This window comes from Janthinobacterium sp. SUN118 (genome assembly GCF_030397695.1).
GTDB lineage: Bacteria > Pseudomonadota > Gammaproteobacteria > Burkholderiales > Burkholderiaceae_D > Janthinobacterium.
The window spans coordinates 3,210,325-3,223,750 of record NZ_JAPUBV010000001.1; the positions used below are offsets into that span (position 1 = coordinate 3,210,325).

At 59.7% G+C, this 13,426-nt stretch carries 18 protein-coding genes and 1 pseudogene; all 19 read right to left on the reverse strand.

The window, feature by feature from the left end; genetic code table 11:
* Nucleotides 1-5 precede the first annotated feature (5 nt).
* The gene (locus O0880_RS14325; RefSeq protein ID WP_289887066.1) at nucleotides 6-479 is read right to left on the reverse strand and encodes a hypothetical protein; all 474 of its coding nucleotides are present in this window, start codon (nucleotides 477-479) and stop codon (nucleotides 6-8) included.
* A 122-nt stretch (nucleotides 480-601) separates the two neighbouring features.
* On the reverse strand, nucleotides 602-1,108 hold the full coding sequence (locus O0880_RS14330) for a BRO family protein (RefSeq protein ID WP_289887067.1): 507 nt from the start codon (nucleotides 1,106-1,108) through the stop codon (nucleotides 602-604).
* 94 nt (nucleotides 1,109-1,202) lie between these two features.
* Nucleotides 1,203-2,408: a phage tail tube protein gene (locus O0880_RS14335; RefSeq protein WP_289887068.1), complete on the reverse strand. Its 1,206-nt coding sequence runs from the start codon at nucleotides 2,406-2,408 to the stop codon at nucleotides 1,203-1,205.
* Between the two features lie 67 nt (nucleotides 2,409-2,475).
* On the reverse strand, nucleotides 2,476-2,877 hold the full coding sequence (locus O0880_RS14340) for a DUF4128 domain-containing protein (protein WP_289887069.1): 402 nt from the start codon (nucleotides 2,875-2,877) through the stop codon (nucleotides 2,476-2,478).
* Nucleotides 2,874-3,350 (reverse strand): hypothetical protein, encoded by a 477-nt coding sequence (locus O0880_RS14345; protein WP_289887070.1) that lies wholly within the window; start codon nucleotides 3,348-3,350, stop codon nucleotides 2,874-2,876. The genes O0880_RS14340 and O0880_RS14345 overlap by 4 nt, the downstream gene beginning before the upstream one ends.
* A gap of 20 nt (nucleotides 3,351-3,370) precedes the next feature.
* On the reverse strand, nucleotides 3,371-3,745 hold the full coding sequence (locus O0880_RS14350) for a hypothetical protein (protein ID WP_289887071.1): 375 nt from the start codon (nucleotides 3,743-3,745) through the stop codon (nucleotides 3,371-3,373).
* A complete protein-coding gene (locus O0880_RS14355; protein ID WP_289887072.1) occupies nucleotides 3,745-4,116 on the reverse strand; it encodes a hypothetical protein in 372 nt (123 codons plus the stop codon). The genes O0880_RS14350 and O0880_RS14355 overlap by 1 nt, the downstream gene beginning before the upstream one ends.
* Nucleotides 4,113-4,625: a DnaT-like ssDNA-binding protein gene (locus tag O0880_RS14360; protein ID WP_289887073.1), complete on the reverse strand. Its 513-nt coding sequence runs from the start codon at nucleotides 4,623-4,625 to the stop codon at nucleotides 4,113-4,115. Before O0880_RS14360 ends, O0880_RS14355 begins: the two co-directional genes overlap by 4 nt.
* A 51-nt stretch (nucleotides 4,626-4,676) precedes the next feature.
* The gene (locus O0880_RS14365) at nucleotides 4,677-5,177 is read right to left on the reverse strand and encodes a hypothetical protein (RefSeq protein WP_289887074.1); all 501 of its coding nucleotides are present in this window, start codon (nucleotides 5,175-5,177) and stop codon (nucleotides 4,677-4,679) included.
* Between the two features lie 62 nt (nucleotides 5,178-5,239).
* Nucleotides 5,240-6,232, reverse strand: a complete 993-nt coding sequence (locus tag O0880_RS14370) for a major capsid protein (RefSeq protein WP_289887075.1) — start codon at nucleotides 6,230-6,232, stop codon at nucleotides 5,240-5,242.
* A 2-nt stretch (nucleotides 6,233-6,234) separates the two neighbouring features.
* Nucleotides 6,235-7,020, reverse strand: a complete 786-nt coding sequence (locus tag O0880_RS14375) for a DUF6651 domain-containing protein (RefSeq protein ID WP_289887076.1) — start codon at nucleotides 7,018-7,020, stop codon at nucleotides 6,235-6,237.
* A gap of 131 nt (nucleotides 7,021-7,151) precedes the next feature.
* Nucleotides 7,152-7,433 carry a hypothetical protein gene (locus O0880_RS14380; protein ID WP_289887077.1) on the reverse strand — a complete coding sequence of 94 codons (282 nt, stop codon included), beginning with the start codon at nucleotides 7,431-7,433 and terminating at the stop codon, nucleotides 7,152-7,154.
* A gap of 96 nt (nucleotides 7,434-7,529) precedes the next feature.
* Nucleotides 7,530-8,150: pseudogene (locus tag O0880_RS14385) on the reverse strand (phage minor head protein); the annotation flags it as partial.
* A gap of 60 nt (nucleotides 8,151-8,210) precedes the next feature.
* Entirely contained in the window at nucleotides 8,211-8,612 is a 402-nt protein-coding gene (locus O0880_RS14390) for a hypothetical protein (protein ID WP_289887078.1), read from the reverse strand.
* A complete protein-coding gene (locus tag O0880_RS14395; protein ID WP_289887079.1) occupies nucleotides 8,613-9,980 on the reverse strand; it encodes a DUF4055 domain-containing protein in 1,368 nt (455 codons plus the stop codon).
* Between the two features lie 14 nt (nucleotides 9,981-9,994).
* Nucleotides 9,995-11,281 (reverse strand): terminase family protein, encoded by a 1,287-nt coding sequence (locus tag O0880_RS14400; protein WP_289887080.1) that lies wholly within the window; start codon nucleotides 11,279-11,281, stop codon nucleotides 9,995-9,997.
* Nucleotides 11,262-11,723 (reverse strand): DUF2280 domain-containing protein, encoded by a 462-nt coding sequence (locus O0880_RS14405; protein WP_289887081.1) that lies wholly within the window; start codon nucleotides 11,721-11,723, stop codon nucleotides 11,262-11,264. Before O0880_RS14405 ends, O0880_RS14400 begins: the two co-directional genes overlap by 20 nt.
* Before the next feature lie 30 nt (nucleotides 11,724-11,753).
* Entirely contained in the window at nucleotides 11,754-12,350 is a 597-nt protein-coding gene (locus O0880_RS14410; RefSeq protein ID WP_289887359.1) for a putative metallopeptidase, read from the reverse strand.
* A 68-nt stretch (nucleotides 12,351-12,418) separates the two neighbouring features.
* Nucleotides 12,419-12,559, reverse strand: a complete 141-nt coding sequence (locus O0880_RS14415; protein WP_289887082.1) for a hypothetical protein — start codon at nucleotides 12,557-12,559, stop codon at nucleotides 12,419-12,421.
* Between the last annotated feature and the right edge of the window lie 867 nt (nucleotides 12,560-13,426).

The following is a 13,426-nucleotide window of genomic DNA, read 5'->3' on the forward strand; positions in this document are numbered from 1 at the left end:
CTGGATCAGACCTTCAAAAAATTGGCGTCGTTTTCCAATGCGGCCATGATGCGGTCTTGCCAGGTCGGGTATTTGTCGAACGCCGTGGCGATCAGGGTCTTGTCGAAGGGGACCGGCGCGCCGTTGCTGGTGAAGCCGTACCAGTCAACGGCCACGGCCAGCGCCAGGCGTTTCTGGTTGTCATCGATGACGTGCACCAGCTGATCGGCGCCTTCATCCGTCGAAGCGTCGATGGCCGTCTTGCGGCGCGCCGATTTCTTGTAGCCTTCAGCGCGAACCGCGTGGCTTTCCTTGCGGTACTCGTCAGAGTTCTTGCCGACGATCTTGATACCGGCCAAGGGCTCGCCGTCGGCATCGAAGATCACGGGCACGTCGAAGGTCACGCGCGCGGCAGGCGCGGACAGGTTGGCGATGTCGAAGCCGGCGACGGCGATGACTTGAGCGGCGTTCAGGGCTGCAGGTGCTTGGGTGGTGTTCATGGGTGGTGCCTTTCGTGGGTTTTGATAAGTGCCCGTGCCGGCCGCCGCGCCCACGAAGGCGACAGCGACCGGTCGGTGCTGGGCTCGGCTTGCGCCAAAAGAAAACCCGGCGCTTGGCCGGGTCAGGAAAGAAGTGATGGTTGAATCTGGATGCTGATCTGATGCAACCGCTCGGCAAGCGGTGGCTTGCGGGTCTTATGCTCACTCAGACCCTTGCCGCACATACTGGCAAAGCGATCCTGGTCGTCCGCAGCCGCCTTTGCCTTGAACCAGGCGGCCATCAGTGAACGTGTGGGCGATGCCTGACGCTCGAGTTCATCAAGCTGATCGAGCACCCATGCGCGGAACTCGACACCTCTATTTGTCCTTGCAAACATGCCGACCAGGTGAGCGCCGCGCAAACTGAACAGGCGCGTGTCCGATGGTTGTATGCCAAAACCCAAAGTGGTGTTCCGAAAAATCAGCGTCATCGAAGGTGAAAACTCCCTCTGATGCCTCAAAAAAATGCGGGACACCTGGTCCGTCCTGCTGTAGCCGAGGGCCGTGGCAATATCCGCAGCCGTGAGCCACGTTTTCCCGTCGCTTTCAACCAGTTTGAATGTGTGGTCGTTAAATTTCAATTCTTGCATGGCGATTGCCTTTCATATTAAGCCCCATCGGGCGCAAAAAAACCGCAGTTAAACGGTTGCCGAACGAAGCCCGGCGCATGGCCGGGCATATTGCTTACACCAGGCTCGTATCCTGGAACGCCACGGTGGTGGCCTCGTGCTGCGCGTCGATGCCCTGGTAGCGCAGGATGTCGAAGGCGCAGGTGATGATCTTGTTTTTTTCGCCATCATCGACCTTGGCCGACGTGATCTTGATGCGGCCCATGGCGATCGTCATGACCTCAGCCAGCGGCGCCGTGCTAGCCGCCATGGCATAGGCCAGCGACAGCACGACTTCCTGCTTGAAGTAGTCGATGTATGCCGAGTCCTGCATCAGCACCGTGAACTGGCCGCTGCCCAGCACCTTGCCGCGCGAGGCGGCCGTGGCGAACTTCGAACCGATCACCGGATCGATCTTGACCTGGCCATCCAGCGACAACGACATGCCCGTGCAGATTTGCGACGGGATGCCCGCCACCGACAGCATCGCGGTGGCGCCGGAGAACTTGCCGGTGCCGGGCGTGGCGGCCGGTACCGCGAAGTACGCCACCGGCGTGGTTGCATCTTCCAGCTTGCCCATCAGCGTGAAATCCATGCTGGTGATGCCGTTGGGTTGCACGGCCAGGTCGACCTTGCTAACCAGCTGGTCGATAAAGCAGCGGTTGACGCCAATGCCCGGATCCTGCACTTCCGCCGTGAACCAGTCGGTGGTATGGCCGGCCAGCGGCGTGAAGCTGCGCTTGCCGGTCGCGGTCACCGTCACCGGATCGCCTTCGGCTTTGACAGTCATGGCGCTGCCGTTCATGAACTGGCCCGTCAGCTTCAGGGCCGTGGCGGACGTAATGAAGAAATTCTTGCCGTTGTTGGCGGCGCCCGTGGTCAGGAAGCCACCGATGCGCACGACGGTACCGGCGCGGTGGCCGTCGGCCAGCCAGGAGCCTGCGCTGCGCGTCAGGCCTGTTGCGCCCGATGCGATGGTATTTTGCGCCGCGGTGGTACCGCCGGCCGTGAAGTCGCGGCGCAGCAGCGCGGCCAGCAGCACGGCGTAAGTACCGCAGCTGGCTTCACCCTTGATGGCGCCGGAGGTCCGGAAGTTGCCCAGGCGCGTGTCGCTCTGTTGCTGGCTCGGGTCGATCTCGTTGCTCGAGTACTTGTCGGCGTCCGTGTCGAACGTCGCTGTCACGCGCGGATAGAGGCGGCCGGCGGCGGCCAGGGCCTTCGTGCCTTCCGCTGTTTGCTTGCCGATAACGAGCAGGCTGTCGATGCCGTTTGCAGTGGTCATGGTGTGGATTGCCTTTCTTTGGTCGAAAAAAAAGACCGCCGAGGCGATCTGTGTGGGGTGATGCGGCTTACAGGTTGCAGAACCAGCGAATCTTGACAGGGACCATCCAGCGGTCGCCTTCCTCGCGGCCGCTGGCGATTTCCGGTGTGCGCTCGATCTGCACAGTCAAATCGCCCTTCGTGAAGCTTGCGCCGCGGTGGAACAGCTCCCTGATCATTTCAGCGCGCGCGCCGGCAGCGGCAGTCCCCTGCCCCGGCGGATACAGCAAGCTGACCTGGAAGATGCCGCTCTCCTGGCGAGAGCCATCACCCATGGAATGATTGGCCGGTTCCGCCGGCAGCAAATAGGCTGCCTGGTATGCCCGGCCAGTGACCGGCGTGTACGGCACGTTCTGCCATGCGGTATCGATGGCTGGCGTGAGACTGAACAGTGCCGCCTCCAGCGCAGCGCGTATTGTTGATTGGCTCATAATTTATAGCTCGAATAGCCCTGGGCGAACTCGCTTGCGGTGGTTCCGTCGCGCACGCCGTTCACGGCGTTGTCCACAATGGTGCGGAATTCCACGACCGTCAGCATCACCACGCCCACGGGCGCCTGGCGGGACCAGCCCTCCTCGATGCGCTTTGCGTAAGGCAGGTTGTTCACCATGTAAATCACGTCGCCCGCCTTAGCCGAGCTGATCGTGCTGCCGTGGGCGGCGATGGTGGCGCTGCCGTCTTTGTCGATCAGGTCGCGCACGCCGGCGGCAGGCGAGCCGATGGAAAGCTGCCAATTGGCGCGGAAGCGACCACCGCTATAACCAGGTGGCGGCTTGTGCTTCCAGAACTTGGCGTCACCGACCGGCGAACGCTGCACCAGCTTGTTGTCAATCTTCATGGTGATGGCGCGCACCACCAGGTCCTGGCTCGCCTTGGTCTTGGCGATGAATTCGGCGATCTGCATCGAAAACGACATACTGACCATCAAAGCCCCCTGAGTTGCAGCGTGTACAGCACGGCCACGTCGACCGGCGCTGTGGTTTCGACGGCCTTCGCCGTGTAGCTGGCGCCGCCGAACAGCACTAGGTCGGCCGCCGTCGGCGCCGGCATGGGAGTGCCGTTGCGCTGCAGCGGCGACAGCAACAGCTGCTGGTCGCCAGCCAGAATCAGCGTGCCGTCGATATTCTCGGCCTCGTAATTGATCTTGACGCCCGTGCCTTCGTAGTCGGTGGTGGTGCTGGGCGCCGCGCCTAGGTCTGGGTCGTATTCAGCTGTCACCACCTGGCGCAGCACCACGATGCCGCCCTTGCGGCGCAGCGAAGCGTCGGCACGCGCGGCCGTCTTTGCGTAGTCGGTCATCAGTCAGCCTTCAGATAGTCATGCGGCGGAGTCTTACTGAAGCGGACCGCCTTGATGGCGGCCTTGCCGTCAATCAGCGCGCGCAGCACGCGATGCCAGCCGTCCATGATGAAGCCCTCTTGGCTCAGAATCACCGGATGACGGGTGTCAACGTCCAGCGCGCGCCGCATGTGGTGCGCCATGCCGAACGGCGAGCCTTCTGGCGACCAGACTTCGGTGCCGAGATAGATAGCCGCCAGTGGCAGGTCAAACGGCTCCAGATCCTTGGAGCGAGCGATGAGGTTTGTGACCGTCCACACCTTGCCGTTATGGCTGTACGTATTCTCGTGCGCAGCGCAACCCTCGATTTGCACTACAGGGAATCTGCTCATGCTCGCACCACCCTGATCGAATTGCCGCCACCGGCCGAGCCAAAATACGGCGCCAGGAGCGCGTCCACGGCCACGAAGCGCTCGCGCGCATCCGTGGTGTTCTGGAAGTACTCCGTTTCAAGCGGTCCCGTTTTGTCTTTTTTTATCGCGTTCGAGCCGGTATCGAGGTCTGGCAGCAAATCCTCGCCGCTGCCGGCACGCACGGCTAGGTCGATGCAGGCATTGACCACGTCCGCAGGAACGGTAGTGCTGGGAACAATGAAGCCGTCCACGACTACGTTGTAGCGTGGCCAGTCCAGCGTTTGGTGCTGATACACCCGGCGGCCGGCCCAGCGCATGCGGTAAGTGGCCATGAACTGCGTGGCCTTGCGCAAGGCGATCTCCTTGGACGCTTCGGTCAGCGCCGCCCAGGCGGTTAGACCCAGGCAAATGCATCGCGCATCCGCCGCGGCGACGCTGGCATAGGATTCGGCATCGGTCAGGCCGGCGCCAGTTTCAGTGATGAGCATGATGGTCCTGATGTGGAATGCCCGCGCGCAGCGAGAGGTGCTGGCCAGTATCTATGCCTTGGCGGCTTTGGTTGGCTTATCAGTCGAGGTGGCAGTGGCGGCCGGCGGCGGAGCGGTGGACACGGTGACGGCAGCAGCGGCATCCTTGGCAGCCTGCAGGCTCGCGGCTTCGTTGCGCAGGCGCTGCGCTTCGATTTCATTGGCGGCGCCCAGCGCCTCGATGCGCTCCTTCGCCTCGACCAGACGCTGCTCACGCTCATCCAGTGCGCGCTCGCGCTCCAGCAGCAGGTCGCTCGCTGCGAGCAGGTCAGCACGAGCTGAGAGGAGATCGGCTGCGGTCGGAGCGTGGTCGCCATTCGTGGGCATGGCCCGCTCAGCATATTCTGCCTTGATCGTAACTTCCGGCACGTCTTCAGCAGCATTCACGCGGTCAACAGCGACGGTTGAATCAACGATCTTGAGGCCGGCCTGGCGCGCCAGCGCCTTGACATCCTCGTTGTATTGGAACATCGGTCCCGCGAGATACCAGATGTTATTTTGATCTTTTCCCATTTGATACTCCATTTTCTGCTTGATGGAAGATGCCGCGCCCCGCTTGGAGGCGCGGCAGCGGCTTACTTGGTCGCGTCACCGATGGTGATCACGCCTGCCGTGTGCTTATCGCTGGTGGCAATCTTGTCCCAGTTGGAGCCGGTAGCGAGAGCAGCATCGGTTGGCGACTTGCCGCCCGAAGCTTCATCCCAGGTGTAACCCTTCAAGCCCAGGCCAAACGTGTAATCGACCTGCATCGTGGTTTCGATGCGCTGATTGCCATTGGTCGTTTCGATGTTGCTGATGATGTCCGAACCGTCGGTGACGGTTGCAGCACCTTCGGCCAGCGACAACACGCGCAGCTTCGCAGGTGCAGCAGGGCCTGGCGACGCACCGACAGCGGCCGAATACAGCGCTGGCGCGTCGGTGACAACCACGGGTTTGCCGAGGATATCGACAACGCGGACGTTCTGGGCTTGGAACAGCTGCTTTGCATTGGCCAGGTTGGTGCCGATCAGTTTGTGAAACGTCGTGCCATTCATGATCTGCGCAACCAGATTGCCGCTGTGGTCACCGAACTTGCCGTGGGCTTCGTTCATGGCGATATAGTCCACGCCTTGGGTCGCGCTCACATCGTTGACGGTGTTGGCGTTGTTGCTGATGGCAGCGACCAGGGCTGCAATCGCGGTGTTCAGCTGGTCCGCCATCATCGCTTCGGCAAAATTGCGCGAGGCAACTTCGATGCCTTCCGCGGTCGGCTTGTGCAACCAGGTCATCTGCGAGGGCTCGAAACGGATCGGGCCGAAGCCACCGGCGATCTTGACCGAACTGTGTTTCAGCTGGGTCAAATCCGTAGCTGCAGCCGCACCATTGGCGCCGTAGCGATTCACACGGCGCTGCGCCGAATGAATGGCAGCGAAGAACGATTCTTGCAGGAAGTCGCCTTCGAAGCCTTCGGTCGTGAGACGGATGGCGCCGTTACTGGCCGCGTTGAACTTTTCCACCATCTGCGCCAGCGTCTCGATGGTCGCTGGCATGATGTACTTATTGAAAACTTGCATTTGGGAGAGGGACATTTTTAGCCTTTCGCTAATTCAGGATATTGAGCAGCAAAAGCAGCGGCACGCTCTTCGCGCGTCCCGCCGAGATTGCCCGTTTGTTTTTGGCCGCCACCACCGCCATTTGGTTGTTGCGCACCGCCGCCGGATGCGCCCGAGCCCTTGAGAATCTGATCCTTGTACGGATACTGATCCACCAGGGTTTCGAGCGCTTCGTCAAAGTCGGCCACATCGCCAGGGCGGGCGCGCGAGAAAATCTTGTTGCCTGCACCGTCGTAGGCGACGATCTTGCCGGCCTCGACCTTGAACGCCTGGCCGAAGCGCGCCTGGACCAGGTCGACCGGAATGGCGAACTTTTCGGAGATGAGTTTCGAGCGATTGAAGCTGCCGCCGATCATTTCCGAATACAGGTTGCCGGTGATGGCATCCAGTTCGGTCTTGGTGCGTGCCAGCTCGTCGGCGTGGGCCTTGTTGGCAGCGGCGACCTGCTCTTCTGCTGCCTTCTTCGCTGCCAGCTTAATTTCTTCAACCTTGCCGGCCGCGACCAACTTGCCTTCATCGACGTTCTTCATCAGTTCGATCGCTTTCGTAGCAGCGGCAGGGTCGTCAATGCCAGCGAACGCTTGCAGCTTAGCTTCGGCAGCCTCCTTCGCTTCGCGGTGAGACTTTGCCTCACCGTTCAGGCCTTGGATTTTCTGCACCGCGGCGACTGCATCGAACGGGACTTCCTTCCCGTCGTCATGTACGTAGACTGGCTTGCCATCCTGGACAACGACATTACCATTTGCATCGAGTTTGAGTTTCATTTGGTGGCTTTCTGGGCATCCGCCCATGTGAATGGCCTTCAGGCCGTGCACCGCGTCGCGTCCGCTTGCGGCATAAAAAAAGCCGCCTGGTTGCCCAGGCGGCCTGAAATTATTTAAAAACGTAGTGACAATTATATTTGTATGGGGAAAAATTTTAATCTAATACGAAGCCAAGTGCCTTCATCTATCGGACATTTTGAGACCTCATCAATAATAAAATGACCAACCATCCCGTCGATATTTGCGGGAGCGATACATTGCCAACTCATAAACAAATGAATCGTTTTCCAAATTTCATACTGGCAATCAATTTTTATCCATATTCCGGACGAATTAAAATCGACATCTTCATCAAATAATGGAATGGCAGGAGAAATTGTCCAATAATCAATACGCAGTCGCATCAAGGTCATAATATTCTCACGTCAACCTGCATGGAATTTTTGACACACTGCGAAGACTTAAAATTATTCATAGCTGGATGATATCCCATATTCAAACAGCCAGTCTTATCGATATTTCAGTTGCAACTCATCTAAAGTCAGCTTGCGCCCCCTGATGTTCATCAGGTCGTTCAGCGTGATCTTCCCCGCCTCATACATCTCGGCGCGCCCTGGGCCCAAGTACTCCGCCCGCCAGGCCTTGTCCTTGCTAGCCAGGAAGTCCTTAAAACTCAATTTGCTGCTGACCGGGCCGCCGTCGCTGGGTCGCATGCTCTTGCCCGGCTCGTCCAGTTCGATGCCCACATCCTTGAATGACTTGGTGCGCGTGCTGAGCACGCAACGGCAGCTGAAGTGAATGCCGCCCGGCCCACCCGCCCACTCGTGGGTGTGGTTGATCGGCTCTTGGTCGTCCAGCGAGTACTCGCGCAGATCGCGCATGGCGCACAGCAGGCAGGTGTGCGAATCCAGCGTGGCCAGCCACACCAAGCACTCGATCAGGTCGCTGTTCTGCTGAAACGACGCCAGGCGAGCGGCATTGGCCACGGCCTGCACCGAACTGTGCACCAGAGCGCGAGCGTTCGCGTCGGACGTCTTCAGGATACCGGGCATGACCTCTGCATCGCCGACGGCCTTGGCACTGGTGCCGACGACGCGCGCCACGATTTGCGAGGTCGTTTCACCCTGTGCCGCGCCGAGCCGGACCTGGCTGGCGAAGCGGAACTGCGTGTCGAGCGCTTGGCGTTTCCATCAGTCCGCAGAAGACGCGCCCTTGATCAACGTGTCGCCGACCAGCTTTTCGAGGTAGGTGGCCGGCGGCAACTTAGCGCCCAGCTCGATCTTCAGCGCCTGCGTCAGCACTTTGGCCGTGTAATCGGCCTCGATGCGCACCATGCCGGTCAGGTTGCGGGTCATTTCGGCCTGCATGCCGGTGTAATGCGACGAAATCACCGCATTCGACTCGCGCAGCAGCGCGCTCAGGCGCTGCTTGCCGTATGTCGATATCTCGCCCTCGCTCAGCTTGGCCGACAGCTCCCTCGACATGGCGGCCATCAGCAACAGTATCTTCTCTTGCGTGCCAGCGGAAAAGCGCAGCAGGTTCAGCGAGTGCACGAGAAACATCTCGGCAATCCACTCTTCGAGCGCGCCCATTTATGCCGCCAGGAGGTCAGGCGGGGCGGACTGGATGCGCTCTTGCTCATCCTCCCACTTCAGGTCTGGCGACACGATGCCGCGGCGTTGCAGTTCATTGAAGTAGGTTTCGCCGGAAATCCGGTTATTGGCCACACTCTTGAACAGCAGCTCGGCACTGGCCTCGGCCAGCGACGCTGCGCCGAAGTCCTTGAAGATGGTGATGTGGCCACCTTCGACCTCACCCACCCATTCAGCCAGGAACTGCAGCGCCTGATCGCCGGCGTCCTCAACGTTGCTCGCGATCTTCTGCAGCGCGCATGCGCCCTGTTCGTTGTCGGCCAGGGTCTGGGATTCGGTCACGTTGCCTGGCTTAATCACCAGCAGTTCGGCGCCGGCCTGGCGCATACGGTCTTCGAGGTCGAGGATGGACAGACGGCCGGCCTCGATGGCCTTTCCGCCGTGTTCAACGAATTTCAGGTCGCCATCGGGCGAATCTGACTTGACTGCAGTTCCGGCCCCGACGGCAATATCACTTCCTTCGAGCATCTTCGCGAACAGGATTGGCACGCGCGCGATGTGCAAAATGTTCTGCTGGTCGCTCTTGCTCTGCCAATGCTCGACGTTGCTGTGCGCCAGCTCAAGCAGCGGCGGCGTGGCCTGCATGTAGCCCAGGCGCTTGCCGTAGACCGGCACGAAGGGAATTGTCTCCAGCGTGGTGACACCTTCCTCGTACAGCGCCCATTCCTTCTTGCTGCCGGTTTCGCGCTGACGCCAGGTCTGCCAGGTGCCGCGCCCCAAGACGCGCACCTGCTCGATTTCCTTGGTGTCGAAGTCGCCATTCGGCTCGGACACGCTTTCCAGCAGCCGCAACTGGGTCAGCCCGTTCAGGCTGGTCGCATTCTTCGGCAGCCAGCCCAGGACGTTCTGCACGTGGATCTGAACGAAGTACGGACGTACGCCTGCGGCCTGCTCGTCGGCCTTCGTGACCAGGTTTCCAGCCTTGGGGAAGTCGACCAGGATGCCGGCGAAGCCGTACCCCATCGCATCCTGGGTGATCTCCGACAGGAAGCTGTGTAGGTCGCGGCCGGACAGGTCGACATTTTGCAGCCAAGGCTTGAGCCGCTCCGGCACATCCTCGCCCAGCGTCACCGGCTTGCTGAACGGCTTGGCCGACAGCACATCGATGGTGCGGGCATATGCCGGGAACAGCGTGGCCACGGCCAGGCGCAGCTCGTAGCTCTTATCGTCCTCGCCGGGCCACTGCGGCAGATACTTCTTTCCGGCGGCCCGCATGGTCTTGGTGCCGCCCAGCAGCGCGGCGATCAGCGCACAATCCTCGTTCAGCTTCGCGGCTTCGGCTGATTGTTTGCGTACGGCGTCGGTCATGAAAATCCTTGTTGTTACATGCGCAGCGGCGCGGTGGTCGTCGTGCTCTTCACGATCGGGTAGCGCTTCACTAGGAAGTAGCCATTCGCGTCATTCGGGTGGTCGTGGCCAGACTTCTTGTCCGGCTGGCCGTCGGCGCCCCACACCTGCTGCTCCAGTGCCTCGGTGGTGGTCGGGCACTGATCAGTGTTGATCTTCCAGCGGCGCTCGCCCTGCGCGTTCAGGATCATGCCGTTGTAGGCGTTGACCCGGTCCTTGACCGCAGGGTTTGAGTGATTCACTTCGAGAATGAAGCCCGCCTGGCGCAAAATGGACAGGTCGGACTCGCTCGCGTTCTTGCTGCTGGTGTTCTGGCCGGACGCATCTGGGAAAATCTTCACCTGGTGGCCTTTGTCCTTGAAGTCTTCCTTCAGGATCCTGGCCATGGCTGGCGTGTCGCGGACTTGCACCCGTTCTGCCAGCGTGCGCGGCAGCCCTTCCCGCACCACGTTGATGCAGGCAGTCATGTTTTGCACGTTGAAATCCAGGCCCACCATCAACGGCTCGCCGGGCAGGATAATCTCGTTCGTATGGTTCAGCGCGCGGTCGAAGTCGGCGTACACGCTGCCGCTGGTCAGATTGGTGAACCTGCCGCGCAGATAAGCATCGATCAGCGCAGGCGGGTAGCTGGCCATCAGCGACGGGATATAGTCGTCCGGCAGGTTCAGCTCATTGTCGAACGTGCTTGCCTGGATCAGGCCGTACAGGCTGGCCAGCTCTGGCTTATCCCGGATGGCCTTCACGAACTGCTGATAGACGAACTTGAAGCCCTCGGGCGTCGTCGTCACGTCGATGCCGTTCATCAGCCCCGGCACCTTGTAGCGCATACGGGCGATGATCTTGCGCCAGGCCGTCTGCGCCTTCTTCAGCGGCATCACGTCCAGTTCATCGATCAGCGCGTGGCCGATCTTGAAGCCGACGATGGTTTCCGGCTTTTCCATCGAGCGGCAGATGACGGTGCCACGGTACCGGCGGCCCTCGTACACCTCGACTTCGTGGTCGCCCTGCTTCACCTTGATGCGCAGGCCCATCGCGTAGGCCACCTCCTCCATCGTGGGATAGAAGATGTCGCGGATCTGCGGATAAGTCGGCGCAAAGTAGCCCTGGTTAATGCCCGGCCACTGCCAGAAGTGAGCGCAAATGCCCGCGCAGCCCACAAACGTCTTGCCCGAACCGAACCCGGCCACATAGGCCTTGAACTTGTGCGGCAACTGCAGAAAGCTAGATTGCGGGACGTTCAGGTCAAACTGGATTGTCGTCATGGCGCTTGGCGTCTTTCACGCCGAAGGTAATGGCGACAGGTGTGGGCGCCTGGTCGGCCTGCTCGGCCTTACCCTTGTTCACGTAGATATCGCCTACTTCCTTGGCGGCCTGCTCGTAAAGGCTGGCCACCAGCGGCAAGTTGCGCATGTTCTCGGCCTTCTGCGCCAGGCGGCCAAGTCCCCGCAAGCGGAATGCCTTGCTGGCAATCGGGATTTCCTCGGCCGTGGCACGGAACTTGGCCCGGGTCTCTTCGAAGATCATTCGCCACTTCTGGCTCAGGTTGCGGCCGACGTAGGTATTCGGGTCGTACAGCGACACCTGCTGCCGCGGCACGTCGAGGCCGAATTCTTCCTTTACTGCAATCGATACCTGCGTCGGCGAGTCGAAACAGGCCAGCGCGTTGACGATGTACAGCTTCACCTCGTCCTTGAGTGCGGCCATGTTTTAGTTTCCTGTAAAGCAACGTAAAGGCTACGCAGCCTTTAGAAGACACGTTCCGCACGCCCTCGCTATGTTGATTTTCGCCACTTCTGGCGCCGTCCTTGCTGCGTCGATAATGCGCTGCACGTCCTCGCTGGCGCCGTAGCGCCGGACCACGCCGACAAACTCCTCGACGTCATGAGCACGCATGCACAGCTTCGGCAGCCCGTATTTGTTGAAAGCTGGCGCGCCGAACTCGTCGAGCTCCTGACCAATATGAAATAGCTCGTGCTCGAGCAGCGCGCAGAACTCGGCATCGCTGCAGGTCAGGCAATACGATGCGTCCAAGGTAATCAGGAAGTCCGGCACGGCGCCGAACCAGTCACCCATCTGCTGTTGCTGGCGGCCCTTCTGCCACGGACCACAACGGAACGTGACTTCTTCGCACTGGCCCAGCACCGTGCGGCCGGCCTTGTTGAAGCCGTGCGGCGCCCACAGGAACTGCACATCGGCATATTCCAGGTGGGCGTGGTCTTCGTTGTAGAGGGCGCCGCCTTCAGTGAGGATGGTGCCGCGGGCCCACTTCAACACCTCGGGCGCGGGCATGTACCGATTGTTCAGTGGGTCGGTGAATTCGGTCGGAGGCATCGGGCGCGCCGATATGGGCGCTGCGGAATTGCGGCTTTTCTTCATTCCGACCTACTAGATGTAGTGTTTCATGCACCGTCGACGCTCAAATTGTCCGGCGGCATCGTCATGCCAAGCACCCAAAGCGCGATAGAGTCGCCGGCATTCAGCACGGCCAGCACTTCAGCGCTATGGCGCCAGTACGACACCACGGCAGGCAGATCGCCCACGTGCGTGCGCCTGATCCGGAGCACCCCGCATGACGCCTTAGCTTGGTCCCCACCCGCCGGTGCGCCAAGCACCATAGATGTTGAAAATTACGCGTTGAATTGCACACGTGACAAACGATTGATGAAAATCAATTCGGGAGTGTCTATTTTCGCCATGATTTAATTTTCCATCGGGAAATACATGTGCATACCAAAAGATCCTGGAGCTACGCCCCAATCGTTGACGGGTTCCCGTCCAGACAAAGAAACTGAAGAAATCATCGAAACTGCGGTGCGCATGGCAGTGGAAGTTGGCATGGCGGCCGCGGAGGCTTATCTGCAAGAGCACAACGTAAGCAAATGGACTGCGTTGCGCGTACTGAGTCACGCTCCTGAGATGCGGCGAAAGCCGCGCTGATTACCATCTTCCTCGATGTAGCATATGGTCCGACCTGAACTACCAAAGGGACCATTTACTTCGTGCTGGCATTGTTCAGCCTAATGAGCTTCGATAAATGTACAGTGCGCAAGCTCACACAAAAGATGACATATAATTAATTTTATTCTATCAACCTGCGGCGTCCAGATGAAAAATTTAGAGGTTGCTTTACCTACTCGATTCAGAATATATGTTTCTGTAAATGATATCGAGCTAAACGACCTACTGCGACTGCTCACCAAGCAAGTAGCAATTTTTTATGAGCCACTTGAAGTCACTACCGACAGGTACTCGTCTGTACCACTTCGGAAAATTACTTTCGCTGTTCCTTCCTCCTTCCACCTAACAAGCACTATGGTTTCTAAATGGCTTGTATCCTTGAAAATAATTGGTGGACAGATCGTGAAGGACTAGCTTGAAAACAAAAAACCCGCGACCAAAAGGTGGCG